This is a genomic window from Mesorhizobium sp. RCAM 05099 (assembly GCF_059683685.1).
On record NZ_CM185035.1, the window covers coordinates 6905152 to 6930474 of the forward strand.

The 25323-nt window shown below is 63.7% G+C and carries 21 protein-coding genes and 1 pseudogene; 13 read left to right on the forward strand and 9 right to left on the reverse strand.

The features are described from left to right. Entirely contained in the window at window positions 1-642 is a 642-nt protein-coding gene (locus AC56QQ_RS34165) for a DUF47 family protein (RefSeq protein ID WP_497124938.1), read from the reverse strand. A 156-nt stretch (window positions 643-798) separates the two neighbouring features. Between AC56QQ_RS34165 and AC56QQ_RS34170 the strand changes: the two genes are divergently transcribed. From AC56QQ_RS34170 to AC56QQ_RS34215, 10 genes are all read left to right on the forward strand, one after another. Then, window positions 799-1698 carry a LysR family transcriptional regulator gene (locus AC56QQ_RS34170; RefSeq protein WP_091584589.1) on the forward strand — a complete coding sequence of 300 codons (900 nt, stop codon included), beginning with the start codon at window positions 799-801 and terminating at the stop codon, window positions 1696-1698. Between the two features lie 134 nt (window positions 1699-1832). Next, window positions 1833-2312: a formate dehydrogenase subunit gamma gene (locus tag AC56QQ_RS34175; protein ID WP_497124940.1), complete on the forward strand. Its 480-nt coding sequence runs from the start codon at window positions 1833-1835 to the stop codon at window positions 2310-2312. Further along, complete coding sequence (locus AC56QQ_RS34180; RefSeq protein ID WP_489859192.1) at window positions 2309-3865, forward strand: formate dehydrogenase beta subunit; 1557 nt, start codon at window positions 2309-2311, stop codon at window positions 3863-3865. The genes AC56QQ_RS34175 and AC56QQ_RS34180 overlap by 4 nt, the downstream gene beginning before the upstream one ends. Window positions 3866-3875: 10 nt before the next feature. Beyond that, window positions 3876-6788, forward strand: coding sequence for a formate dehydrogenase subunit alpha (fdhF, locus tag AC56QQ_RS34185; RefSeq protein WP_497124941.1), 2913 nt, complete (start codon window positions 3876-3878; stop codon window positions 6786-6788). A gap of 2 nt (window positions 6789-6790) precedes the next feature. Further along, on the forward strand, window positions 6791-7621 hold the full coding sequence (fdhD, locus tag AC56QQ_RS34190; protein ID WP_497124942.1) for a formate dehydrogenase accessory sulfurtransferase FdhD: 831 nt from the start codon (window positions 6791-6793) through the stop codon (window positions 7619-7621). After that, window positions 7611-7922, forward strand: a complete 312-nt coding sequence (locus AC56QQ_RS34195; protein WP_497124943.1) for a formate dehydrogenase subunit delta — start codon at window positions 7611-7613, stop codon at window positions 7920-7922. Before fdhD ends, AC56QQ_RS34195 begins: the two co-directional genes overlap by 11 nt. A gap of 113 nt (window positions 7923-8035) precedes the next feature. Then, window positions 8036-9589 (forward strand): alpha/beta fold hydrolase, encoded by a 1554-nt coding sequence (locus tag AC56QQ_RS34200; RefSeq protein ID WP_497124944.1) that lies wholly within the window; start codon window positions 8036-8038, stop codon window positions 9587-9589. 109 nt (window positions 9590-9698) lie between these two features. Next, a complete protein-coding gene (locus AC56QQ_RS34205) occupies window positions 9699-10178 on the forward strand; it encodes a carboxymuconolactone decarboxylase family protein (protein ID WP_489859187.1) in 480 nt (159 codons plus the stop codon). An 84-nt stretch (window positions 10179-10262) separates the two neighbouring features. After that, window positions 10263-10625 (forward strand): nuclear transport factor 2 family protein, encoded by a 363-nt coding sequence (locus AC56QQ_RS34210; protein WP_497124945.1) that lies wholly within the window; start codon window positions 10263-10265, stop codon window positions 10623-10625. A 40-nt stretch (window positions 10626-10665) separates the two neighbouring features. Then, a complete protein-coding gene (locus AC56QQ_RS34215; protein WP_497124946.1) occupies window positions 10666-10980 on the forward strand; it encodes a hypothetical protein in 315 nt (104 codons plus the stop codon). A 52-nt stretch (window positions 10981-11032) separates the two neighbouring features. Here AC56QQ_RS34215 and AC56QQ_RS34220 read toward each other — a convergent pair whose 3' ends face one another. The 8 genes and pseudogenes from AC56QQ_RS34220 to AC56QQ_RS34255 form a co-directional block, all read right to left on the reverse strand. Further along, window positions 11033-11518, reverse strand: a complete 486-nt coding sequence (locus AC56QQ_RS34220) for an ester cyclase (RefSeq protein WP_497124947.1) — start codon at window positions 11516-11518, stop codon at window positions 11033-11035. Window positions 11519-11563: 45 nt separating this feature from the next. Continuing rightward, window positions 11564-12991 carry a gamma-aminobutyraldehyde dehydrogenase gene (locus AC56QQ_RS34225; RefSeq protein ID WP_497124948.1) on the reverse strand — a complete coding sequence of 476 codons (1428 nt, stop codon included), beginning with the start codon at window positions 12989-12991 and terminating at the stop codon, window positions 11564-11566. A 29-nt stretch (window positions 12992-13020) separates the two neighbouring features. After that, the gene (locus AC56QQ_RS34230) at window positions 13021-13836 is read right to left on the reverse strand and encodes an ABC transporter permease (protein ID WP_091584386.1); all 816 of its coding nucleotides are present in this window, start codon (window positions 13834-13836) and stop codon (window positions 13021-13023) included. Next, entirely contained in the window at window positions 13826-14776 is a 951-nt protein-coding gene (locus AC56QQ_RS34235; RefSeq protein ID WP_497129223.1) for an ABC transporter permease, read from the reverse strand. Before AC56QQ_RS34235 ends, AC56QQ_RS34230 begins: the two co-directional genes overlap by 11 nt. 14 nt (window positions 14777-14790) lie before the next feature. Next, window positions 14791-15788: pseudogene (locus AC56QQ_RS34240) on the reverse strand (ABC transporter ATP-binding protein). A gap of 190 nt (window positions 15789-15978) precedes the next feature. After that, a complete protein-coding gene (locus AC56QQ_RS34245; RefSeq protein WP_489859182.1) occupies window positions 15979-17133 on the reverse strand; it encodes an ABC transporter substrate-binding protein in 1155 nt (384 codons plus the stop codon). A 203-nt stretch (window positions 17134-17336) separates the two neighbouring features. After that, window positions 17337-18263 carry a LysR family transcriptional regulator gene (locus tag AC56QQ_RS34250; RefSeq protein WP_489859181.1) on the reverse strand — a complete coding sequence of 309 codons (927 nt, stop codon included), beginning with the start codon at window positions 18261-18263 and terminating at the stop codon, window positions 17337-17339. Window positions 18264-18331: 68 nt separating this feature from the next. After that, a complete protein-coding gene (locus AC56QQ_RS34255; RefSeq protein WP_497124949.1) occupies window positions 18332-19108 on the reverse strand; it encodes a DeoR/GlpR family DNA-binding transcription regulator in 777 nt (258 codons plus the stop codon). A 442-nt stretch (window positions 19109-19550) separates the two neighbouring features. On the opposite strand from AC56QQ_RS34255, the gene AC56QQ_RS34260 reads away from it, so the two are divergent. Genes AC56QQ_RS34260 through AC56QQ_RS34270 form a run of 3 tightly spaced genes read left to right on the forward strand, consistent with a single transcriptional unit; the run spans window position 19551 to window position 25304 of the window. Beyond that, a complete protein-coding gene (locus AC56QQ_RS34260) occupies window positions 19551-20438 on the forward strand; it encodes a phosphotransferase (protein WP_497124950.1) in 888 nt (295 codons plus the stop codon). Continuing rightward, window positions 20435-22876 (forward strand): GcvT family protein, encoded by a 2442-nt coding sequence (locus AC56QQ_RS34265; RefSeq protein ID WP_497124951.1) that lies wholly within the window; start codon window positions 20435-20437, stop codon window positions 22874-22876. Before AC56QQ_RS34260 ends, AC56QQ_RS34265 begins: the two co-directional genes overlap by 4 nt. Before the next feature lie 10 nt (window positions 22877-22886). Then, complete coding sequence (locus tag AC56QQ_RS34270; RefSeq protein ID WP_497124953.1) at window positions 22887-25304, forward strand: GcvT family protein; 2418 nt, start codon at window positions 22887-22889, stop codon at window positions 25302-25304. Window positions 25305-25323: the final 19 nt, after the last annotated feature.

Sequence of the window (25323 nt, forward strand, 5' to 3'; positions counted from 1 at the left end):
CTAGACATTCTCGATGACGATGCCGCTGATTTCGTTGGCGACGTCCTCGAAGCGATCGACCACCTTTTCCAGCTGGCCATAGATCTCGCTGCCGATCAGGTAGGCCATCGGGTCACTGCGGCCATGCTTCCTGAACAGGTCCTTCAGCCCCTGCTCGTGCAGGTCGTCGGCCCGGCTTTCGACGCGCATGACCTCTTCGGCTATGGCGGTCAGACGCGCCGTGTGCGTCCCGACCTTGGCAAGCAGCGGGATCGCCTCGGCCACCAGCCCGGCGGCGGCGACGATGACGCCGCCCATTTCCTGCATCAGCGGGTCGAATTCCTTCTTTTCGAACAGCTTCACCGTCTTGACGGTCTTGTGCATCATGTCGATGGCGTCATCCATCGACTGGATCAGGTCCTTGATGTCGCCGCGATCGAAAGGCGTGATGAACGAGCGCCGCACGGCCAGCAGGACTTCGGCGGTGATGTGATCGGCCTCATCCTCGAGAGCGATGATCTTCTGACACCAGTGATCGATATCCTTGCCTTGGAGAAGCTGCTGGAGCGCCTCGGCGCCGCCGACCACGGTACGGGAATGGCGTTCGAACAGGTCGAAGAAACGATCTTCGCGCGGCAGCAGCTTGCGGAACCAGCCCAGCACGTCCGACCTCCCCGTTTCTGTCCCACCACATAGCGCCACATTCCGCCGGGGGAAACAGGTAGCCGGCTCAAAGATGTGGATGCAGGCCAATTGCGCATAGCGCTTGCGGCGAAACGCAATTTCCCCGACCTTGCACGCAAAGACCGGACAGATGGCATGATCGACAAGCTGGAATTCTTCATCGCATTGGCCAGGGAAGAGCATTTCGGCCGGGCGGCGGAGCTGTGCGGTGTCACCCAACCGACACTTTCGGCGGGGATCAAGCAGCTGGAGGGCCAGCTCGGCGTGATGCTGGTTCTGCGGGGCTCGCGCTTCCAGGGGCTTACACCGGAAGGCAAGCAGGTGCTGATATGGGCGCGGCGCATCGTCGGCGATACCCGCGCCATGCGCGAGGAAATGCGGGCGGCGCGCCATGGCCTTTCCGGACGTATCCGCATCGCCGCCATCCCGACCGCGCTGGCCATGGTAGCGCGGCTGACAACCCCTTTCCGGGCAAAACATCCCGGCGTCACCTTTTCGGTGCTGTCGCGGACTTCGATCGAGGTGTTGTCGCTGCTCGGCAATTTCGACATCGATGCCGGCATCACCTATCTCGACAACGAGCCGCTGGGACGGGTGACCAGCGTGCCCCTCTATGACGAGCGCTATCAGCTGATCACCGCTGTCGGAAATCCCTATTCCGACCGCGACAAAGTGACGTGGGCCGAGCTCAGCCAGCTGCCGCTCTGCCTGTTGACGCCGGACATGCAGAACCGCCGCATCATCGACCAGCATCTGGCCGAGGCCGGCGTACAGGTGCGGCCGACGCTGGAATCCAACTCGATGATCGTGCTGTTTTCCCACATCCGCACCGGCAAATGGTCGTCGATCATGCCGCTCAACCTTGCGGAAACATTCGGCTTTTCCGAACCGGTCCGGGCCATCCCGATCGTCGAACCGGATGCCAGCCACACCGTCGGGCTGGTGGCAACCCCGCGCGAGCCGCACACGCCGCTGGTCTCGGCGCTGTTGGACGAGGCGATGGCGCTGGCGGACGATTTCCACGCCCAACGCTAGGCTAGACAATGCAGGCTGAACACGATCGATAGAAGATCTCTATCGATCGACGGGACAGCGATATTGATTTCGCGGGTTTCCTCTGATTTTGTAAAGACTTAGCGAAAAAAGCTATCGACCAGGGAGGGCGCTGCATGACCATGCAGCCTGCAAGTACCGAGATCGCATCGCGCACGGCGGCGATCATCCATGAGATGAGGGGGCTGGAAGGCCCGCTGCTGCCGATCCTCCACGGCATCCAGGAAGAGTTCGGCCATGTGCCGCAGGATTCGCTGCCTGTCATCGCCGAGGCGCTGAACATTTCCAGGGCCGAGGTGCACGGCGTTGTCAGCTTCTACCATGATTACCGCCGCCATCCGGCCGGCCGGCATGTCCTGAAGCTCTGCCAGGCAGAATCCTGCCAGTCGATGGGTTCGGACGCCGTCGCCGCCAAGATCAAGCAATTGCTCGGCATCGGTTTCCACGAGACCACCCGCGACGGATCGGTTACACTCGAGCCTGTCTATTGCCTCGGGCTTTGTGCCTGTTCGCCGGCGGCAATGCTGGACGGCGAGGTGATCGGGCGGCTCGATGACGAAAAGATCGAAGAGATCGTTGCCGAGGTGCGCTCATGATCCCCCGCATCTACATTCCCGGCGATTCCGGCGCTCTGGCGCTGGGTGCCGAAAAAGTCGCCAAGGCAATCGCAAGTGAACTCGCCGAGCGCGGCATCGAAGCCAAGATCGTGCGCAACGGCTCGCGCGGCGCTTATTTCCTCGAACCGATGGTCGAAGTGGCGACGGCAAATGGCCGCGTCGCCTACGGCCCGGTAAAACCCTCCGACGTCAAAAGCCTGTTCGACTGCGGCTTCCTCACCGGCGGCCATCACAAACGCTGGCTGGGCGCGCCCGACAAGATTCCGTTCCTGGCCAAGCAGACGCGGCTGACTTTCGCCCGCTGCGGCGTCACAGATCCGCTGTCGCTCGAATCCTACAAGAATCATGGCGGGTTGAATGGACTGACGAACGCGTTGAAACTGACGCCCGCCGCCATTGTTGCCCAAGTGACTGAATCCGGGCTGCGCGGGCGCGGTGGTGCGGGCTTTCCAACCGGCATCAAGTGGAAGACGGTGCTCGATACCGTTGGCGACCGCAAATACATCGTCTGCAACGCCGACGAAGGCGACTCGGGCACCTTCGCCGACCGCATGATCATGGAGGGCGATCCCTTCGTGCTGATCGAAGGCATGACGATCGCCGGCATCGCCACGGGTGCGACCAAAGGCTTTGTCTATATCCGCTCGGAATATCCGCATGCGGTGGCGGTGATGAACAAGGCCGTCGAGGTTGCCCGCAAGGCTGGTGTCCTTGGCGCCAGCGTGCTGGGCTCGTCCAACGCTTTCGACATGGAGATCCGCGTCGGCGCAGGCGCTTATGTCTGTGGCGAAGAGACGGCGCTGCTCGACTCACTCGAAGGCAAGCGCGGCATGGTGCGCGCAAAGCCGCCGCTACCGGCTCACAAGGGGCTGTTCGGCAAGCCGACGGTCATCAACAATGTCATCTCGCTGGCTTCCGTGCCTGTCATCATGGACAAGGGTGCTGCCTTCTACAAGGATTTCGGCATGGGCCGCTCGCGCGGCACGATCCCGATCCAGATCGCCGGCAATGTCAAATATGCGGGTCTGTTCGAGGCCGCCTTCGGCATGACGCTGGGCGAGATCGTCGACGATATCGGCGGTGGCACCGCGACCGGCCGGCCGGTGAAGGCGGTGCAGGTCGGCGGGCCGCTCGGTGCTTATTTTCCGCGCGCGCTGTTCGACACGCCATTCGACTATGAGGCCTTCGCGGCCAAGGACGGGCTGATCGGCCATGCCGGCATCGTGGTGTTCGACGACACTGCCGACATGCTGAAGCAGGCGCGCTTCGCCATGGAGTTCTGCGCCATCGAAAGTTGCGGCAAGTGTACGCCCTGCCGCATCGGCTCGACGCGCGGTGTCGAGACCATCGACAGGCTCGCTGCCGGCATCGAGCCGGAGAAGAACCTGGCGCTGGTCACCGACCTCTGCAACACGATGAAATTCGGCTCGCTTTGCGCGCTGGGCGGCTTCACGCCTTACCCTGTGATGAGCTCGATCACCCATTTCCCCGACGACTTCAAGCCTGCGCCCGTGCGCGTGGCTGCTGAATAGGAGCTGGCAGATGAACATCAAGGCCGACTTCCCATCCCTCGTCGAAGAGATCGACTATGGAACCCCGCAATCGAAGGCCGAGAAGCAGGTCACGCTGAGCGTCGACGGCCGCAGCATCACCGTGCCGGAAGGCACGTCGATCATGCGTGCCGCGATGGAAGGCGGGGTCGAGATTCCGAAGCTCTGCGCCACCGACATGCTGGACTCGTTCGGCTCCTGCCGCATCTGCCTCGTCGAAATCGAAGGGCGTGGCGGCACGCCGGCGTCCTGCACGACACCTGTCGGCGAAGGCATGGTGGTGCGCACGCACTCCGAGCGGCTCGACGCCATTCGTCGCGGCGTCATGGAACTCTATGTCTCCGACCATCCGACCGGCTGGAACGAGAAGGCCGGAACCGGCGCCAGCGAGTTCGACGCGGTGGCGAAGTCGGTCGGCCTGACCGAGAACCGCTACGGTATCGAGGGCCGTAACCACGTCAAGCAGGAGAACGGCGTGGCGCCCGGCCATGGCTCGCTGGCGGTCGACTACATCGCCCGCGATGAATCCAATCCCTATTTCACCTATGATCCGGCGCAATGCATCGTCTGCTCGCGTTGCGTGCGGGCCTGCGAGGAGGTGCAGGGCACCTTCGCGCTGACCATCGAAGGGCGAGGCTTCGAATCCAGAGTTTCGGCTGGAATGCACGAGGCGTTCATCGATTCGGAATGCGTGTCCTGCGGCGCCTGCGTGCAGGCTTGTCCGACCGATGCGCTGCGCGAGAAATCGGTACTTGCCAAGGGCCTGCCGGAGCGTTCGGCCGTCACCACCTGCGCCTATTGCGGCGTCGGCTGCTCGTTCAAGGCCGAAGTGAAGGGTGACGAAGTCATTCGCATGATGCCCTACAAGGAGGGCAAGGCGAACCACGGCCATTCCTGCGTGAAGGGCCGTTTCGCTTATAGCTACGCCACCCACAAGGACCGCATCCTGTCGCCAATGATCCGGGAGAAAGTCACCGATCCCTGGCGCGAGGTGACCTGGGAAGAGGCGATTGCTCACACGGCCAAGGAATTCCGCCGCATCCAGTATCAGTACGGGCGCACAGCGATAGGCGGCATCACCTCGTCGCGCTGCACCAACGAGGAAACCTACCTCGTCCAGAAGATGGTGCGGCAGGGCTTCCGCAACAACAATGTCGACACGTGCGCGCGCGTCTGCCACTCGCCGACGGGCTACGGGCTCGGCCAGACCTATGGCACCTCGGCCGGCACGCAGGATTTCGACTCCGTCGATTATACTGACGTCGCCGTCATCATCGGCGCCAATCCCGCGTCCGCCCATCCGGTGTTCGCCTCGCGGCTGAAGAAGCGGCTGCGCCAAGGCGCCAAGCTGATCGTGCTCGATCCGCGTCGCACCGAGATGGTCAAGTCGGCACATATCGAAGCGGACTATCACCTGCCGCTGAAGCCCGGCACCAATGTGGCCGTGCTGACGGCGCTGGCGCATGTCATCGTCACCGAAGGTCTTTTCAACGAAGCCTTCATCCGCGAACGTTGCGACTGGGCGGAGTTCCAGGACTGGGCGTCTTTCGTCGCCTTGCCGGAAAACAGCCCCGAAACCGTCGGCAAGTTGTCCGGCGTCGATCCCGAACTGATCCGCGGCGCCGCGCGTCTCTACGCCACCGGCGGCAACGGCGCGATCTACTACGGCCTCGGAGTGACGGAACACAGCCAGGGTTCGACCACGGTGATGGCGATCGCCAACCTCGCCATGGCCACCGGCAATATCGGCCGGCCGGGCGTCGGCGTGAACCCGCTGCGCGGCCAGAACAACGTGCAGGGCTCGTGCGACATGGGTTCGTTCCCGCATGAGCTTCCCGGTTATCGCCATATCTCAGGCGAAGCCGTGCGCGACATCTATGAGACCCTGTGGGGCGTTAAGCTGGACGACGAACCCGGCCTGCGCATTCCCAACATGCTGGATGCGGCCGTCGACGGCACCTTCAAGGGTATCTACATCCAGGGCGAGGACATTTTGCAGTCCGATCCTGACACCAAGCATGTCGCCGCCGGCCTCGCTGCCATGGAATGCGTCGTCGTGCACGACCTCTTCCTCAACGAGACCGCCAACTACGCGCATGTGTTCCTGCCGGGCTCGACCTTCCTCGAGAAGGACGGCACTTTCACCAATGCCGAGCGCCGCATCAACATGGTGCGCAAGGTTCTGGAGCCGAAGGCGCGCTACGCCGATTGGGAGGCGACGCAGGAGCTTGCCCGCGCGATCGGGCTGGACTGGAACTATCAGCATCCCTCGCAGATCATGGAAGAGATCGCCAAGACGACGCCGAGCTTCGCCGGTGTCTCCTTCGATCTGCTCGACCGTGTCGGATCCGTGCAATGGCCCTGCAACGAGAAGGCGCCGCTCGGCACCCCGATCATGCATGTCGATGGTTTCGTGCGCGGCAAGGGCAAGTTCATCCGCACCGAATATGTGGCGACGGACGAGCGGACCGGGCCACGCTTTCCGCTGCTGCTCACCACCGGGCGCATCCTGTCGCAGTATAATGTCGGCGCGCAGACCAGGCGCACCGACAACATCGTGTGGCACGCCGAGGACCGGCTGGAGATTCATCCGCACGATGCCGAGAACCGCGGACTGCGCGACGGCGACTGGGTACGGCTGACCAGCCGCTCGGGCGAAACGACGCTGCGCGCGCTGATCACGGACCGGGTATCGCCAGGCGTCGTCTACACGACATTCCATCATCCCGACACGCAGGCCAACGTCATCACCACCGACTTCTCCGACTGGGCGACCAACTGTCCGGAATACAAGGTGACAGCGGTGCAGGTCGGCGCCTCCAACGGGCCTTCGGAATGGCAGCGCGACTATGACGAGCAAGCGCGCAACAGCCGTCGCATCGCGAAGCTGGAAGCGGCGGAGTAGTCTTGACCGCGCGCCGCAAAGCCACGACGCCGGTATCGCGGCTGACGCGCCGCGCCGGCGGCATCGCGACGGCCGACCGCATGGTGCCGGAGGAGACGCCGGTGGCGTTCTCCTTTGCCGGCACCACCCATGCGGTGATGATGGCAAGCCCGGCCGATTTCGAGGATTTCGCGCTCGGCTTCTCGCTGACCGAAGGCATCATTGCCGACCCACAAGAAATCGAAGCCATCGAGGTCGAGGATCTCGGCGAGGGCATCGACATCCAGATCCGGCTGAAGGATCAGGCCAACACGCGCTTCGAGGCCCGACGCCGGCGGCTCGCCGGACCGGTCGGCTGCGGGCTGTGCGGCATCGAATCGATCGAGGAAGCAATGCGATCGGTCGATGCGGTTGGTGCGTCAAAGCTTACGCTTGAGGCCGACGATATCGTCCGCTCCGTCAAGCTCCTGTCGAAGGTGCAGCCGCTTCACACCGAGACCGGAGCCGTGCACGCCGCCGGTTTTTACGTTCCAGGCAAGGGCATCGTCATGGCGCGCGAGGATGTCGGCCGCCACAATGCGCTCGACAAGCTGGCCGGAGCGCTGGCCGGGGCCGGCATCGACGGCGCTTCCGGTGCCGTCGTGGTCACCAGCCGTGTCTCGGTCGAGATGGTGCAGAAGACGGCGGCGATCGGCGCCGCCTTCATCATCGCGGTCTCCGCGCCGACCGCCCTTGCCATCCGCACCGCGCAGGAAGCCGGCATGACGCTGGTGGCGCTGGTGCGCGGCGATGATTTCGATATTTTCACCCACCCCGACCGGGTGGCTTTCGGAGTTGCCAAGCATGTCGCATGACGAGGAACACATCATGAGCACCAGCGAGAAGCTGGTGCGGATGGCAAACCAGATCGCCGATTTTTTCCATTCCAAACCGCGCGAGGAAGGGATCGCGGGCGTTGCCGAGCATATCAACAAGTTCTGGGAGCCGAGGATGCGGCAGCAGCTGTTCGAGATGCTGGAGGGCGGCACCGAGAACTTCAACGAGTTGGTGGTGGCCGCCTCCGCCAAGATCAAGCGGCCGATCACGCCGGCCGAGGCAGATCTCAAACTCGGGCTCAGGCCCTTCCCGGCCGACGTCGCCGCCTCGCAAAAATAGCCGCCGGGCCGCGCCGGCTTATATTCCCTGCCGCTAAAGTTTAAGCTGCCGCAATCGGCACTGTTCTGCTATGGTTGACGATCAGAAATCGTCAGGCCGGGGCGGAAAACCTGGTGAGGCCGATCGAGACCCGATACGCCCTTAGCGGCGACGTGCGGATCGCCTATCAGGTGGTAGGCCAGGGGTCGTTCGATCTCGTCTTCGTGCCGGGCTTCATTTCCAATCTCGACCTGCACTGGGAAGACGAAGGCTACAGCCGGCTCTTGAAGCGGCTTTCGGCGTTCTCGCGGCTGATCCTGTTCGACAAGCGCGGTACGGGTCTTTCCGACCGTGTCGACGCGCACCACCTGCCCAGTCTCGAAACGCGCATGGACGATGTGCGCGCGGTGATGGACGCGGCGGGCAGCGGCCGTGCGGCACTGCTTGGCGCCTCCGAAGGCGCGCCGATGGCGATGCTGTTCGCCGCCACCTATCCGGAACGGACGCGGGCGCTGGTACTCTATGGCGGCTATGCGCATTTCCACAAATGGGTGATGCCGCCAGAGCGCCTCGAGACCTTCATCGAGACGGCCGAGACGGCCTGGGGCACCGGCGCCACTTTGCCGAATTTCGCGCCAGGTCGGGTTGATGATGCGCATTTCGCCCAGTGGTGGGCGCGTTTCGAACGGTTGTCGGCGAGCCCGACGGCAGCGGCGGCGCTGGCGCGTATGAACGCGGAAATCGACGTGCGTGACGTGCTGGCGACAATCAGCGCGCCAACGCTTTTGATCCATCGCCGCAACGATGCGCGGGTCGACCCCGACGCCAGCCGTTTTCTGGCGAGGAAGATCCCAAACGCCAAGCTGGTTGAAGTGCCCGGGCGCGACCATCCGATCTGGACCGGCGACGTGGACCGGGTGGCCGACCTGATCGAGGAATTCCTGACCGGCGAGCGCGCCGTGGTGGAAGCGGAGCGCGTACTGGCTGCGCTTTTGGTGACACGCATCTACGATACGGCACGCCTTGGCGACCGCATGTGGAGCGAACGCAGCCAGCGCTTCCAGGAAACATGGCGAACACTTGTCGGGCGCCATGGCGGGCGCTGCGTGGATACGCATGGCGAAGTGATGATTTCACGTTTCGATGGACCGGGGCGTGCCTTGCGGTGCGCGGCGGCGTTGCGCGAAGCAGCGCAGGAAATCGGCGTAGCGAGCGCACAAGGAGCGCATGTCGGCGAGATCGAGTTGCGCGGACCGCCGGCAGGACTCACAGGCCGCGTGGCGATGCAACTCTCTACTCATGCCGGGCGCGGCGACATCCTGGCGTCGCGGCTGGTCGCCGATCTGGCCGCCGGCTCCGGGCTGCATTTCGCGGATGCCGGCCGTATCAGCATCGACGAACTGGACGAGCCGCTGGCGCTCGTGCTGGCGATGTCCGAACAGCATCTGGAACCGGCTTGCCGTCCCAAGGTCAAGGCGACGGAGCCGGCTTGCCTGACGGCACGTGAAAGCGAGGTGGTGAGCCTGATTGCAGACGGCAAGAGCAATGCCGCGATTGCCGCCGAGCTCAGGCTGAGCGAACACACGGTCAAGCGCCACGTCGCCAACATACTGCTCAAGCTCGATCTGCCATCGCGAGCGGCGGCGGCGGCATTTTCCGTCAGGCATACTGGCCCGGACGGGCCATGAGAGCCATGGCGCTTTCGGGCGAAGCGGCCATGCCACCGTAAGCGCTATCAATTTCTCCCATGCAGGCCAGGCGGTGTCGCCGGGAAAGGCGCTGCGAACGGAGGATGAAATGCTGAAGTCAAAGCTGAATGTCAGATCACTCGTGATAGCGGCAGGCGTTGGCGCGCTGTTCGCCATCACTCCCGCAAAGGCCGAGGATGCATCGGCAACGGCCGCCTACAAGGACATCCAGGCAACGCTCGGCTCGGTGCCGGACATGTTCAAGACCTTGCCTGACGTCGCCATCGCCGGCGCCTGGGCAGAGATCAAAGGCGTCCAGCTCAACCCGAACACGGCGCTCGACGGCAAGACCAAGGAACTGATGGGCCTCGCGGTCGCGTCGCAGATTCCTTGCCAGTATTGCATCTATTTCCACACCGAAGCGGCCAAGCTCAACGGTGCGAGCGACGAGGAAATCAAGGAGGCGATCGCGATGGCGGCGATCGTGCGCCACTGGTCGACGATTCTCAACGGCAGCCAGGTCAATCTCGCGACGTTCAAGAAGCAGACCGACGACGTGTTCGCTGCCGTCAAGGCGAAGTCGCAGTGAAAAATCCCTGCCCGGCGATGAGCACCGGACAGCACTTCTGATTATCAACCGCCCGATCGCGAAGACGGGCACATGGAGGATAAAATGCTGACCAAGACACAGGCCGTGGACGGCGCGGCGATCAAGAAGGCAATCGAAGGCCGTGACGGAAAACTCCTGTCGAGCTTCTATGCAGACGACGCGCTGGTGCGGGTGATCGACCGCAACAACCCACCGAGCAAGCCGCGCGAAATCCGCGGGCGCGCAGCGATCAGCACGTTCTGGGACGACATCTGCAGCCGGGCGATGACCCACAAGGTCGATACCACGATCGCCGATGGCGACAGCCTGGCCTTCACCCAGGCCTGCGCCTACCCGGACGGCACCAAAGTGTTCGCCGCGGCGATGCTGGAGCTGAAGAACGGGCGGATCACGCGGCAGACCGTCGTGCAGGCCTGGGACGAGTAGATCAATCGCGGGCTCAACCGCAATCTCGGAGGAAACCACCATGTTCAGCGCCAGATGGCAGATCGACGCCAAGTTCGGGCACAAGCAGACCGTGCTTGAGCTGTTGAAGAAATGGGAACGTGAGATCGGTTCGCAGGTCGGCATCGCCGACCTGAAGTTCCAGATCATGACCGGATCGATCGGGGCGCGGGAGGCAACAGTCGAGTCGCATCACCATGTCGAGAGCCTGGCTCAGTTGGAGGCGGTCTTCGCCAAGATCGGCAAGATCGACGCCCACGCCAAATGGGGCAAGGAGATGGAGCCCTATGTCGTGTCGGGCACCAGCCTGTGGAACATCTACCGCATCGTGGAATAATGGCTGCTTCCCTTCTCCCCGGCAACGGGGAGAAGGGAAGCAGGCGGCGCTGCTACATCAGGCCGAGCTGCTTGTAAAAGCCGAGCGCGTCGTAATAGTCGCTCTGGGTCGCGATCTTGCCGTCCTTGACCGAGAACATCGAGGCACCGGTGAAGGAGAACTTCTTGCCGGTGGCCGCGGTGCCGTCGGCCCAGGCGCCGGTATTGGTGCCGGAAAACTCCCATTCGAACGAGACGCGGTCGCCCTCGACGACGGGCGAACCCTTCATCGTCCAGACGGCATCTGGGACGGCCTTGAGGAAATTGTCGATGACGCCGGTCTTGGCGGCCTCCTTGCCCTTGACCGGTTTGCCGACCGAGGCGTCGTAGTAGGTGACGTCGTCGGCGAAGTAGCCGGCGGCCTTGGCCGAGTCATGCGCGTTCCAGGCGGCGAGATAGGCTTCGACCACCGATTGCGCAGTATCGGCGCCAAAGGACGGCGCCGCGACGAAGAGCGTGGCGGCGATGGCTGCGGTTGTCAGAAACTGGCGGCGATGCATGGTTCTTTCCTCCCTGGTTGAATGCCTCTATTGCGCGCTCAAGGGCTAGCCGTGGGCTACCATCACATGCCGCACGGCGGTGTAGTCCTCCAGCGCATAGAGCGACATGTCCTTGCCGTAGCCGGATTGTTTCAATCCGCCATGCGGCATCTCGTTGGTCAGCATGAAATGGGTGTTGATCCAGGTGCAGCCATATTGCAGGCGGGCGGCCGTCGCCATGGCGCGCGAAACGTCCTTGGTCCATACGGATGACGCCAGGCCGTAGTCGCTGTCATTGGCCCATTTCACCGCTTCGTCGACTTCCGTGAAACGCGTGATCGAGACGACCGGCCCGAACACTTCGCGGCGTACGATCTCGTCTTCCTGCAGTGCACCCGCGACCACTGTCGGCTGGTAGTAGAAACCTGAGCCCTCGCCCGGCTTGCCGCCGGTGGTGATCTCGATGTGCTTCAGTTCCGAAGCGCGCTCGACGAAGCTCGAGACGCGGTCGCGCTGGCGGCGCGAAATCAGCGGCCCGATCTCGTTTTCCGTGTCGTCCGGACGATTGTACTTGATGGTCGAGACGGCCGATGAGAGGTTGGCCACGAGCTTGTCGTAGATTTTCTTGCCGGCATAGATGCGGCAGGCGGCGGTGCAGTCCTGGCCGGCATTGTAGTAGCCGAAGGCGCGCAGCCCGTTGACCACCGCGCCGAGGTCGGCATCGTCGAAGACGATGACCGGCGCCTTGCCGCCGAGTTCGAGATGGGTGCGCTTGACCGACTTGGCCGCGGCCTGCAGCACCTTCTTGCCGGTGGCGACGTCACCGGTGATCGAGATCATGTTGACCTTGGGATGATTGATCAGCGTGTTGCCGACGCTGTCGCCACGGCCGAGCACGACGTTGACGACGCCTTCGGGCAGGATGTCGGCAAGGATTTTCGCCAGCTTGAGCGAAGTCAGCGGCGTCTGTTCCGACGGCTTGAAGACGACGGTGTTGCCGCCGGCGATCGCCGGCGCCAGCTTCCAGGCCATCATCATCAAAGGATAGTTCCACGGCGCGATCGAGGCGACGATGCCGATGGCATCCCGGCGCACCATCGAGGTGTGGCCGGGAATGTATTCGCCTGCAACGACGCCCGGCATCGAGCGGACGGCGCCGGCAAAGAAGCGGTAGCAATCGACGATCGCCGGGATCTCGTCATTGAGGACGGCATTGATCGGCTTGCCGCAGTTGAGCGCCTCGAGCGTAGCGAACTCCTTGGCATCGGCCTCGATGCGGTCGGCGATCTTGAGGAGATAGCCGGAGCGCTGAGCCGGCGTGGTACGCGACCACAAGACGAACGCTTGTTCGGCGGCGCTGACAGCCGCCTCGATCTGTGCCTGGCTGGCTTCGGGCAGGTTGAGGATCGTCGCTCCGGTCTTCGGGTTGAGGATCGGCTCCTCGGTTTCGGTACCCTTCTCGAATTTCGAGCCGATCAGCATCTGGGTGTCCATGGAAGTCTCTCCCTTGGGAACTCTTGAAATCATTTGCCCGAACCGGCGATCTGGTCGCCGTCGCGGGTCAGGTAATAGGCGGCGAGGATGGGCAGCAGCGTCACCAGCACGACGACCATGGCCACGACGTTGGTGACCGGGCGCTGACGCGGCCGGATCAGTTCCTCCAGCATCCAGATCGGCAGCGTCTGCTGTTGCCCGGCGGTGAAGGTGGTGACGATGACCTCGTCGAAGGACAGAGCGAAGGCCAGCATGCCGCCGGCAAGCAAAGCGGTGGCAATGTTGGGCAGCACGACATGGCGGAAGGTCTGGAAGCCATCGGCGCCAAGATCCATCGACGCTTCGATCATCGAACCGGACGTGCGGCGGAAGCGGGCGACGGCGTTGTTGTAGACAACGACGACGCAGAAGGTGGCATGGCCGAGCACGATCGTCCAGAACGAGAACGGAATGTCGGCCAGCGAAAACGCCGAGCGCAGCGCGATGCCGGTGATGATACCGGGCAAGGCGATCGGCAGGATGACCAGCAGCGAAATGGTTTCCCGGCCGAAGAATTTCGTCCTGGAAACCGCCGCCGAACAGAGCGTGCCGAGGATCAGCGCGATCGCCGTCGAGATGGCGGCGACCCTCACCGACAGCGACAGCGCCTGCCAGACATCGGGGCGGTTCCAGGTGACGGCGAACCATTGGGTGGTCAGGCCGGGTGGCGGCCAGACGAAGCTCTTCTCCTCCGTCGTGAAGGCGTAGACGAAGATCAGCAGGAGCGGCAGGTGCAGGAACAGCAGGCCGCAAGCGGCGGCGACCTTCAGGCTGAGCGGAGCGGATTGACCGCGATCAGAGCGCATTGAAGGCCCCCATGCGCTTGGCGCCCCAGAGATAGAAGCCCATGATGACGATCGGCACGACGGTGAAGGCGGCGGCGAGCGGGATGTTGCCGGCGGTGCCCTGCTGCGAATAGACGGCCTGGCCAATGAACAGCCGCGAGGTGCCGATGATCTGCGGGATGATGTAGTCGCCGAGCGTCAGCGAGAAGGTGAAGATCGAGCCGGCGACGATGCCCGGCAGCGCCAGCGGAAACAGCACGTTGCGGAAAGTCTGGCCGGGCGAGGCGCCGAGATCGGACGAGGCCTCGACCAGATTGCCCGGCACGCGCTCGAGGGCCGCCTGCACCGGCAGGATCATGAACGGCAGCCAGACATAGACGAAGACGATGAAAGTGCCGGTGAACGACACCGACAGCGAGTTGCCGCCGACGACCGGCAGCGACAGCCAGGCGTCAATCAGCCATTGCAGATGGAGCTTGCCGAACAGCCAGGTGAGGATGCCTTCCTTGGCCAGGATCAGCTTCCAGGCGTAGATCTTGACCAGGTAGCTCGACCACAGCGGCAGCATGATGCCGAGATAGAACAGCGCCTTCCAGCGGCCGCGCGCATAGCGCGCCGCATAATAGGCAATCGGGAAAGCGATGATGGCCGAGGCCAGCGTGACCAGGGCCGCCATCGTCACCGTGCGCAGGATGATGTCGAGATTGGCCGCCTGGAACAGGTCGCCATAGGTTTTCAAGGTGAACTGGCGGTTGATCAGGCCGGAGTACTCGTCGATCGAGAAAAAGCTCTGCGCCAGCAGCGCGAACAGCGAGCCGATATAGACGATACCGAGCCACAGCACCGGCGGCAGCAGCATGAGCAACAGCAGGACTTTTGGCTTGCGCCAGAAAAGGTCCGACAGCGCGCCGCGTAGGCCACCACTGCCTGGCAGGATGGCGGGCGCCGTGGCGCGCGGCATGGCGGCGTCGAGGCTCATGCCGGCTCGTCCATCAGGTGCAGGTGCTCGCGGTTGAAGGTGAGGACGACCGCTTCGCCTTCCACCGGCAAGGCCGTGCCGGCCGGCACGATGGCGTGCAGCCGCAGCCCGTCGGCGTCGAGCGCCAGTTTTGTCGTGGCGCCAAGATAGTTGGTCGAGACGAGGCGGGCGGAGACGCCTTCGCCGCTCGCCCCGCGACCGACGCGAATGGATTCAGGGCGCAGGCTGCCCCAGCGATGCTGGCCGGAATAGCGCTGGACGAAATCCGGCGGCAGCACGTTGGAGGAGCCGACGAAATCGGCAACGAAGCGGGTCTTCGGCCGCTGGTAGATGTCCTCGGGCGTGCCGATCTGCATGATCTTGCCGTCGTTGAAGACAGCGACGCGGTCGGCCATCGACAGCGCCTCGCCCTGGTCGTGGGTGACGAAGACGAAGGTGATGCCGAGCGCCTTCTGCAGCGACTTCAGCTCCTCCTGCATGTTCTCGCGCAGCTTGAGGTCGAGCGCGCCAAGCGGCTCGTCGAGCAACAGCACCTTGGGCTGGTTGACCAGCGCGCGGGCGAGCGCGACGCGCTGGCGCTGGCCGCCGGAAAGCTGGCCGGGGCGGCGGGCGCCATAGCCGGGCAACCGCACCAGCGACAGCGCTTCCTCAGCCGCCTTGTGCCGTTCCGGCTTGCCGACGCCCTTGACCATCAGCCCGTAGGCGACGTTGTCGAGCACATTCAAATGCGGGAACAGCGCATAGTCCTGGAACACGGTGTTGACGTTGCGGCGATAGGGGGCACGCCCTCGGCGCGTTCGCCGAAGATCGAGATCGAACCCGAGGTCGGCTGCTCGAAGCCGGCGATCAGGCGCAGGCAGGTGGTCTTGCCGGAACCCGACGGCCCGAGCATGGCGAAGAACTCGCCCGGCGCGATGTCGAGATCGACCGCGTCGACGGCGCGAACGCTGCCGAAATGGCGCGAGACTTTCTGGAAGGAAACGGCTGATGTCATGGGTTGTCCTGATCTGTCAGGCTCGTCAAGTTCGGACGCTGCGCTGCCCCTCATCCGCCTGCCGGCACCTTTTCCCCGAATAGTGATGGGGAGAAGGAACTTGGCGGAAACGCTGGCGACCCCCTCTCCCCGTTCTTCACGGGGAGAGGATAAGGGTGAGGGGCAGCGCTATGCTCTCAGCGAGGCGGAATCACCGCCCGCCGATGACGCCGATATAGTCCGACACCCAGCGATAGTAGGGCACGCACTGGTCGTTCTGGGTGGCGCATTTCGACACCGGCGTCTTCCAGAACTTGATCTTTTCGAAATTGTCGTAGCCGTTGGTCTTGCAGCCTTCGTCGGTCAACAGCTCGTTGCCCTTGCAGGCGGCGGGCACTACCGGCAGCGAACCGAACCAGGCCGAGACATCGCCCTGCACCTTCGGCGACAGCGAATGCTCGAGCCACATATAGGCGCAGTTGGGGTTGGCCGAATCGGCCTCCATCATGGTGGTGTCGGCCCAGCCGGTGACGCCTTCCTCCGGCACGGTCGAGGCGACCGGCTTCTTGGCGGCGACCAGCGCGTTGACCTGATATGGCCACGAGCCCGAGGCGACGACGCCTTCGTTCTGGAAATCGTCGACCTGGATCGCGGCGTCGTGCCAGTAGCGGCCGACCAGGGTGCGCTGGACGCGCAACAGCTCGAGTGCCGCCTTGTACTGGTCCTCGTTCAGTTCATAAGGATCCTTGATGCCGAGTTCCGGCTTGTGGAACATCAGGTAATTGGCGGCATCGGCAATGTGGATCGGCCCGTCATAGGCCTGGACGCGGCCCTTGTTGGACTTTCCGTCCGGCAGCTTCATTTCCTCGAAGACGACGTTCCAGCTCTTGGGCGCTTCCTTGAACACCTCGGTGTTGTACATCAGGATGTTCGGGCCCCACTGATAGGGAACGCCGTAGTGGACGCCGCCGACGGTGAACCATGGAGCGTCCTTGAGGCGGTCGTCGACCGTCTTCCAGCTCGGGATGAGATCGGTGTTGATCGGCTGGACGCGCTTGCCAGCGACGAGGCGCAGCGAGGCATCGCCTGAAGCGGTGACAAGGTCGAAGCCGCCCTCGTTCATCAGCGAGACCATTTCGTCGGAGGTGTTGGCGGTCTTGACGTTGACCTTGCAGCCGGTCTCCTTCTCGAAGGAGCTCACCCAGTCATAGCCCTTGTCGGTTTCGCCGCGCTCGATATAGCCAGGCCAGGCAACGATGTTGACCTGGCCTTCGCCCTTGCCAAGTTCCTTGACCTGGGCGACGGCCTGACCCGAGAAGGTCAGCGCGACCGTCAAAGCAGTGCATGACTTCAGGAATGAATTCATCATCGATCTCCCATTTTGGCGCCTGACCCCGAAAGCCGGTTTCGGTCTTCGCTAGGGGGCACGCGCGGACTGAAAAGTGTCAGTTCTTCCTTGGACGCCTGTCGCTCTGGTGGCGGCTTTGGTCCCTGAACCGAAAAGTGCTTTGAAAATTCCGGTTTCGCAAATTCATTTGTCAGAAAGGCGATATCGGTTTTTCCGATAGATCAGCGACCAATCTTGTCGGGCCGCTGGCGGACCATGCGCTGCGACTGGGCAAGGCCGATGAAATCGCGCGCCGCCTGCGGCAGGCCGGAGCCGCGCCGCCAGACCATGCCAACCTGGACCACCGGCAAGGAGCCGGAAATGTCGCGCGATTCGATGCGGTCGCCTTCCAGCGACCATGGCCGGTAGACAAGATCGGGCAGCAGCGCCACGCCGGCGCCGGTGGCAACCAGGCTGCGCACGGCTTCGACCGAACGCGTGCGGAAGGCGACATGAGGCTTGGCGCCGATCGCCGTCAGCAGCTTGCCGGTGTTCTCCTCGATTTCGTCGACGGTCAGCATGATCAGCGGTTCGGAGGCGATGTCGCCGATGCTGATGATATCGGCGCCGGCCAGCGGGTGGCCGAGCGGTAGCCACAGCCGGTAGGCCGAGACCTCGAGGATTTCCGACTGCAGCGCGGTGCGGTCGCGCAGGTTCGAGGTGACCATGACGGCTATGTCGAGCTTGCCGCCGATCAACAGATGTTCGAGATAGTCGCCATTGTCCTCGATGGCCGAGACCTCGACGCCCGGATAGGCGCGGCGGTAGCGCGCAAGAAGATCCGACAGCACATAGCCGGCGACCAGCGAGGTGACGCCAAGTTGCAGCCGACCCCCGGCAACCGTCTGCTCGCCGAAAAAGGCGCGACGCGCGTCGGAGACATCGGCGAGGATCTTTGTCGCGTGGCGCAGGAACTGGTGGCCCTTGTGGGTGATGTTGAGGCCGCGCGGATGGCGTTCGAACAGTTCGACGCCGAGATCGCTTTCCAGTTCCTTGATGGCTTCGGTGACCGACGACTGCGAGATGGAGAGATTCTGGGCGGCGCCCGACACCGTGCCCTGCTCGGCGACGGCGATGAAGAACTGCAGCTGGCGGATGGTGAAAGCCATGGCCGGACTAAACACGCTGAAGGCGGCGGTGGGAAGTGCCGGCCAATCGTCGGCAGGCATTGACTGGATCAGAACCCGGCTTCCTCGCCGGCAATGCTGAGCCGCGCGCCGGCCTGCTCAAGGGCGGCGGCAATGTCGTGCGGCGGCGACCGATCGGTGGCGAGTTCGGAAAAGCTGCCGAAGCCGCAAACCTGAACCAGACCAAGGCGGCCGAACTTGCTGTGATCGGTGATGACGAGCGAACGCTGGCCGCGCGACAGCACCATGCGGGCGAACTCAGCCTCTTCCAGATCATAGTCCATGACGCCCATCGCCGCATCGACGGCGCCGGTGGAGATGATGGCGTGGCTGACCGAGAAGCGGCTGACGAACTCGATGGCCGAGACACCGAAGGCGGCGCCGGAATCGCTGCGCAGTTCGCCGCCGGCCATATAGACTTTGTTGCCATTGATGGTGGCCAGCGTGCGGGCGATGTCCGACGAGTTGGTGACGACCGTCAGGCGCCGGTGGGCGAGCAGTTCACGGGCCAGGAACGAGGTCGTCGTGCCGGTGTCGAGCATGACCGATTCACCGTCGCGGATGGTGGCGGCGACCATGCGGGCAATGACGCGCTTGGCGTCGGCATTTTCGCGCATGCGCCGCTCGAATGGCGCTTCGCCGATCATCGACGGCAGCCCGATGGCACCATGCATCTTGAGGACGGAGCCGTCGCTGGTGAGCGGCTTGACGTCGCGGCGCACGGTCTCGAGCGACACGCCCAACCGGTCGGCCAGGCTGGCGATGGTGACGGTTCCCTCTTCCTGCAGCAGCCGCAGGATCTCGCCGTGCCGTTTCGAGTGAGCCATGGGGTCGTTTCCGGTCGCATCTGTTGCGCAATTGACCGCTTCTAAGGCAAATCTGCTGGATATTACAAGAAATCTCGAGACGAATCGGTCATAAAAGCAGGAAAAACCACAGAATCCAGTTGACATCCGGCGTTACGCGGCGTGACACTGGTTTGGTGACAGGCTCGGACTGCCACGGGAGAACGATGGCAGAGCCGTATCCAAACTTGCATGCCCAAAGGTCTGGAAACTGTCTGGCGCGAGGGCGAAGGAACCTATCGAATCCGCGGGGGCGGATGCCGGCCTCGAAGAGCCCGGCACATGGGACTCGTCGGTGCGGCGTGGGATACCGATCCCGAGTGCCGCGCCGACGAGATCTTTGCCAAAATGAGCATCCGTCGAAACGGCACGCCGGCCCCGCTGCGCCGCCCTGTCGATGCCTTGTCGGACCAAGGGCCAATCCATGACCGCCGAAGACCGCATCCGCGCCCTGCCCTGCTGGACCGGCGACATCGAGATCGCACCGCTGCCTGGCGGGTTGAGCAATGCAAACTATCTGGTCAAGGACGCGGCCGGAAAGCATGTCGTGCGCTTCGGCAAGGACTATCCGTTCCACCACGTCTTTCGCGAGCGCGAGGTGATGACCGCGCGGGCGGCCCATGCCGCCGGTTTCGCGCCGGCCGTCCGCCATACCGAACCGGGCATCATGGTGACGGAGTTCCTTGGCGCGAAGACCTATCTGGCCGAGGACGTGCGGGCCAATCTCGGTCGCGTCGCGGCCCTGATGCGCGGCTTTCACCGGGAGATGCCGAACCATATCTCCGGCGCCGGCTTCATGTTCTGGGTATTCCATGTCATTCGCGACTATGCACGCACGCTGGAAGAGGGCGGCAGCCGCAAGCGCGGCGAGTTGCCGCGCTTGCTGACGCTGGCGGACGAGCTGGAACGCGCACAGAAACTGCTGCCTATCGTCTTCGGCCACAATGATCTGTTGCCGGCCAATATTCTCGACGACGGCAACAGGCTGTGGCTGATCGACTTCGAATATGCCGGCTTCAACACGGCGATGTTCGACCTCGCCGGCGTCGCCTCGAATGCCGGCATGAGCGACGAGGAATCCTTCGCCTTCCTGACCGCCTATTTCATGAAGGAGCCGGATGAAGCGATCCGCCGCTCGCACGCGGCGATGCAGTGCGCCTCGCTGCTGCGCGAGGCGATGTGGAGCATGGTGTCCGAGCTCTATCTCGACGCGCCCGGCATCGACTACGTCGCCTATACCGAGGAAAACCTGACGCGGCTCGAAGCCGCGCTGGAAAATTACAGAACAAAATACGGGATACAAAAACCATGACATTGCCAACCCATGCTGGCGTCGTCGTCATCGGCGGCGGCATCATCGGCTGTTCGACGGCCTATCATCTGGCGCGCGACCACAAGGCCGATGTCGTGCTTTTGGAACAGGGCAAGCTGACCTCGGGCTCGACCTGGCACGCCGCGGGCCTCGTCGGGCAATTGCGCTCGTCGGCCTCGATCACCCGCGTGCTCAAATATTCCGTCGATCTCTACAAGGGACTGGAGGCCGAAACAGGTCTGGCCACCGGCTGGAAGATGACCGGTTGCCTGCGGCTGGCCACCAACGCCGACCGCTGGACAGAGTACAAGCGGCTGGCGACGACGGCGAAAAGCTTCGGCATGGACATGCAATTGCTGTCGCCGGCGGAGGTCAAGGCAATGTGGCCGCTGCTTGAGACCGGCGATCTGGTCGGCGCCTCCTGGCTGCCGACCGACGGGCAAGCAAGCCCCTCCGACATCACGCAGTCGCTGGCCAAGGGCGCGCGCATGCATGGCGCGAAACTGTTCGAGGATGTCCGCGTCACCGGCTTCGAGATGAAGGACGGCCGCATCACCGTGGTCAAGACCAGCAAGGGCGACATCGCCTGCGACAAGGTGGTCAACTGCGCCGGGCAATGGGCGCGGCAGGTGGGCGCGCTTGCCGGCATCAACGTGCCGCTGCAGCCGGTCAAACACCAGTATATCATCACCGAGAAGATCGACGGGCTGGCGACCGACGCGCCGACCATCCGCGACCCGGACCGGCGCACCTATTTCAAGGAGGAGGTCGGCGGGCTGGTGATGGGCGGCTACGAGCCGAACCCGCAGGCCTGGACGATGGGCGACGTGCCCAATGATTGGGAATTCCGCCTGTTCGACGACGACTACGACCATTTCGAGCAGCACATGACACAAGCGATCGCGCGCGTGCCGGCGCTCGAAACCGTCGGCGTCAAGCAGATGATCAACGGGCCGGAGAGCTTTACGCCGGACGGCAATTTCATCCTCGGCACAGCACCCGAATGCGCCAACATGTTCGTCGGCGCCGGCTTCAACGCCTTCGGCATCGCCTCGGGCGGCGGCGCCGGCTGGGTGCTGGCGCAATGGGTGGTCGATGGCGAGGCGCCGCTGGACCTGTGGGTCGTCGACATCAGGCGCTTTTCCAACCTGCACCGCGACCGGCAATGGGTTTGCGACCGCACGCTGGAGGCCTATGGCAAGCACTATACGATCGGCTTCCCACACGAGGAGTATGCCAGCGGCAGACCGCGCATCGTCTCGCCGCTCTACGAGCGGCTGAAACAACAGCGCGCCGTGTTCGGCTCGAAGCTCGGCTGGGAACGGCCAAACTGGTTCGCACCGGCGGGCATCGAGCCGCGGGACGTCTATTCGATGGGCCGGCAGAACTGGTTCGCGGCGGTCGGCGACGAGCACCGCCACGTGCGCGAGAAGGTCGGCATCTTCGATCAGTCGTCCTTCGCCAAATACGAGCTGAGCGGACCCGACGCGTTGAGGGCGCTGGACTGGATCTGCGCCAACGACGTCAGCAAGCCGGTCGGCCGGCTGACCTACACGCAGCTTCTCAACACGCGCGGCGGCATCGAGGCCGATCTGACCGTGGCGCGGCTGGCCGAGGAGAAATTCTACATCGTCACCGGCACCGGCTTCCGCACGCATGATTTCTCGTGGATCGGCGACCATATCGGCGAGGGACTCAACGCCACGCTCGTCGATGTCACCGAGGATTTCGGCACGCTGTCGCTGATGGGTCCCCGGGCGCGCGATGTGCTGGCTGATGTGACAGACGCGGATGTGTCGAACGCCGGCTTCCCGTTCGGCCATGTGCGCGAGATTGCCGTCGCCGGCCACACAATTAGGGCGTTGCGCGTCACCTATGTCGGCGAGCTCGGCTGGGAACTGCATGTGCCGATCGCGGCCACGGGCGACGTCTTCGACGCGCTGATGGCGGCCGGGAAGAAGCACGAAATCCGCCCCGTCGGCTACCGGGCACTGGAATCGTTGCGACTGGAAAAGGGTTATCGCGCCTGGGGCTCCGACATCACGCCCAACGATACACCGCGGGAAGCCGGACTCGGCTGGGCGGTGAAGTTGCGCAAGAATACGGATTTCGTCGGACGGCGGGCGCTCGAGAAGACCAACGGCGCGGCATTGAAGAAACGCTTTGCCGGCTTTACGGTCGACGATCCGGAGATCGTGCTGCTCGGCCGCGAGACCATCCTGCGCAATGGCGAACCGGTCGGCTACCTCACCAGCGGCGGCTATGGCTACACGGTGGGCAGGAACATCGGCTACGGCTATGTGCGCGATGCCGACGGGGTCAGTGACGATTTTCTCGCTTCGGGCGACTATGAACTGGTTGTGGCGATGGAGCGAACGCCGGCCCAAATCCATCTCGAGCCACTGTATGATCCGTCGATGAGCAAGATCAAGGCGTAACGGTGCAGCGATGAGTTTCCATGCGGATCGTCACGTCCATATCCTGATCATCGGTGGCGGCGCCATCGGCACCTCGGTGGCCTATCATCTCGCCCGCGACGGCGCCAAGGACGTGTTGCTGGTCGAGAAATCGCTGCTCACCCACGGTTGCACATGGCATGCCGCCGGACTGGTCGGACAGCTCCGGGGCAAACGGAACCTGACGCGGCTGATGCAGAATTCGGTCGCCGTCTTCGACCGGCTGGAAGCCGAGACCGGTCAAGCGATCTCATGGAAGAAAGTCGGCTCGCTGCGGCTGGCCGGAAGTTCCGCCCGCTGGAGCGAAATCCGCCGGTCGATGACACAAGCCAAGAGCTTTGGTGTCGAATGTCACTCGCTGTCGGCCGACGAGGCAGCCCAGCACTTCCCCTACATTGTCAAGGAAGGCATCGAGGGCGCCGCCTACATTCCCGGTGACGGCTATATCGATCCCTATTCATTGACGATGGCCTATGCCAAGGGCGCGCGGCTGAATGGCGCCAGAATTGAGGAAGGTGTGACGGTTGAGGAGATCGTCATCGAGGGACCGCGCGCGGTCGGGGTCGTCACCAATGGCGGCTCGATCTCCTGCGACATTCTCGTCAACTGCGCCGGGCTGTGGGCCAAGCGCGTCGGCAAGATGGCCGGTGTGCCGCTGGCCGCGGGTGTCGTCGAACACCAGTATTTCCTCACCGAAAAGACGCTGACGCTCGATCCGAACCTGGCCACGCTGCGCGACCCCGACCACAATTTCTACCTCAAGCCGGACACTGGCAGTTTTGCCATCGGCGGCTGGGAGGACGGCTCGAAAGGCTGCTGGCGCGGCATGCCGCCGCTCGATTTCGGCCGCGAGCTCTTCCCGCCCAACATGGAGCGACTGGAACTGTTCGCGCTGCCCGCGGCGGAGCGGCTGCCAGTGCTCAACGAGATCGGTATCCAGACTGTCATCAACGGGCCTATCCCGGTGTCCTTCGACGGCGAGCCGATCATGGGGCTGGCGCCAGAACTCGACAATTTCTTCGTCGCCTGCGGATTTACCGCCGGTATCGCGGCGTCCGGCGGCGCCGGGCTGGCATTGTCCAACATGATCCTTCATGGCGATGCCGGCATGGATTTGTGGCCCTTCGACGTGCGCCGCTTCGGCGCGGTGCAGGCGCAAGGCCGCTATCTGGAAGCGCGCGCCATCGAGGCCTACGGCGCCTACTACAAGATCCACTGGCCGGCGGAGGAATCCCACGCCGCGCGCGGTCTGCGCCTTTCGCCATTGCATGACACGCTGCGCGACAACGGCGCGGTTTTCGGCTCCAAATTCGGCTGGGAGCGGCCGAACTGGTTCTCTGTCGATGACGGTAAATCGGTCGAGATGGGCAGCTTCGAAGACAAGCCCGGCTGGTTCAACGCTGTCGGCGACGAGGTGCGCGCAATCCGCGAGCGCGCCGCCCTGATCGACCAGACCTCGTTCTCCAAGTTCGAGATTACGGGCAGTGGGGCACAGGCAGCACTGCAGCGCATCGCCGCCAACGACCTTTCCGGCGCGCCGGGCAGGGCCGTCTACACCCAACTCTGCAACGGGAAGGGCGGCATCGAAGCTGACGTGACCATCGTTCATACCGGCGAGGATCGCTTCCTGCTGGTCACCGGCTCCGGCTTCGGTGTGCATGACCGGCATTGGATATCGAGGCATCTGCCGGCCGGCGTGTCGCTGCGCGACGTGACCAATCAGTATGCCACAATCAATTTGTGCGGCCCCCGCGCCCGGGACATCCTGCAGTCGGTCAGCGATGATGATGTTTCCAACGACGCGCTGCCCTTTCTGGCTGCGCGCACCATCGAGGTCGGCAACGCCACCGCACTCGCGGTACGTGTCGGCTATGTCGGCGAACTTGGCTACGAACTCTACGTGCCGGAGGACTATGCCGTGCATGTCTACGAAACACTGCGCGAGGCGGGCGAGCCGCACGGCATTGCCGATGCCGGTTATCGCGCCATCGACGCCTGCCGCATGGAGAAGGGCTATCTCTACTGGTCCGGCGACATCACCCCCGACTACAATCCCTACGAAGCTGGGCTCGGCTTTGCGGTGGCGTTGGACAAGGGTGAGTTCCTCGGTCGCGAGGCGCTGTCGCGGATCAAGGCCGAGGGCGTGACGCGAAGGCTGTGCTCCTTCACCGTCGACGGCTTCGCGCCGTTCCACGGCGGCGAGGCGATCCTGTTCGGCGGCAAGGTCGTCGGTTCTACCTCATCCACTGGCTATGGCTATACGCTCGGCAAGACCATTGCCTTCGGCTACCTTCCGGTGGAGTTGTCGGGCGAGGCCGCGTTCGAGATCGAGGCCTTCGGCAAGGCCTACAGAGCGACGCGCGGGCCGCGCACGCTTTATGATCCAAAGATGGAAAGGTTGCGGGGGTGAGTGACGATCTAACCCTCGC

Excerpts from the sequence above, each read along its gene's own strand:
- AC56QQ_RS34255 (WP_497124949.1), bottom strand. The coding sequence starts at position 19,108 with ATGGCTCACTCGAAACGGCACGGCGAGATCCTGCGGCTGCTGCAGGAA.
- AC56QQ_RS34235 (WP_497129223.1), bottom strand. The coding sequence starts at position 14,776 with ATGCCGCGCGCCACGGCGCCCGCCATCCTGCCAGGCAGTGGTGGCCTA.
- AC56QQ_RS34215 (WP_497124946.1), top strand. The coding sequence starts at position 10,666 with ATGTTCAGCGCCAGATGGCAGATCGACGCCAAGTTCGGGCACAAGCAG.
- AC56QQ_RS34220 (WP_497124947.1), bottom strand. The coding sequence starts at position 11,518 with ATGCATCGCCGCCAGTTTCTGACAACCGCAGCCATCGCCGCCACGCTC.
- AC56QQ_RS34170 (WP_091584589.1), top strand. The coding sequence starts at position 799 with ATGATCGACAAGCTGGAATTCTTCATCGCATTGGCCAGGGAAGAGCAT.
- AC56QQ_RS34265 (WP_497124951.1), top strand. The coding sequence starts at position 20,435 with ATGACATTGCCAACCCATGCTGGCGTCGTCGTCATCGGCGGCGGCATC.
- AC56QQ_RS34230 (WP_091584386.1), bottom strand. The coding sequence starts at position 13,836 with ATGCGCTCTGATCGCGGTCAATCCGCTCCGCTCAGCCTGAAGGTCGCC.
- AC56QQ_RS34260 (WP_497124950.1), top strand. The coding sequence starts at position 19,551 with ATGACCGCCGAAGACCGCATCCGCGCCCTGCCCTGCTGGACCGGCGAC.
- AC56QQ_RS34245 (WP_489859182.1), bottom strand. The coding sequence starts at position 17,133 with ATGAATTCATTCCTGAAGTCATGCACTGCTTTGACGGTCGCGCTGACC.
- AC56QQ_RS34225 (WP_497124948.1), bottom strand. The coding sequence starts at position 12,991 with ATGGACACCCAGATGCTGATCGGCTCGAAATTCGAGAAGGGTACCGAA.
- AC56QQ_RS34250 (WP_489859181.1), bottom strand. The coding sequence starts at position 18,263 with ATGGCTTTCACCATCCGCCAGCTGCAGTTCTTCATCGCCGTCGCCGAG.
- AC56QQ_RS34175 (WP_497124940.1), top strand. The coding sequence starts at position 1,833 with ATGACCATGCAGCCTGCAAGTACCGAGATCGCATCGCGCACGGCGGCG.
- AC56QQ_RS34205 (WP_489859187.1), top strand. The coding sequence starts at position 9,699 with ATGCTGAAGTCAAAGCTGAATGTCAGATCACTCGTGATAGCGGCAGGC.
- AC56QQ_RS34270 (WP_497124953.1), top strand. The coding sequence starts at position 22,887 with ATGAGTTTCCATGCGGATCGTCACGTCCATATCCTGATCATCGGTGGC.
- AC56QQ_RS34210 (WP_497124945.1), top strand. The coding sequence starts at position 10,263 with ATGCTGACCAAGACACAGGCCGTGGACGGCGCGGCGATCAAGAAGGCA.
- AC56QQ_RS34180 (WP_489859192.1), top strand. The coding sequence starts at position 2,309 with ATGATCCCCCGCATCTACATTCCCGGCGATTCCGGCGCTCTGGCGCTG.
- fdhF (WP_497124941.1), top strand. The coding sequence starts at position 3,876 with ATGAACATCAAGGCCGACTTCCCATCCCTCGTCGAAGAGATCGACTAT.
- AC56QQ_RS34195 (WP_497124943.1), top strand. The coding sequence starts at position 7,611 with ATGTCGCATGACGAGGAACACATCATGAGCACCAGCGAGAAGCTGGTG.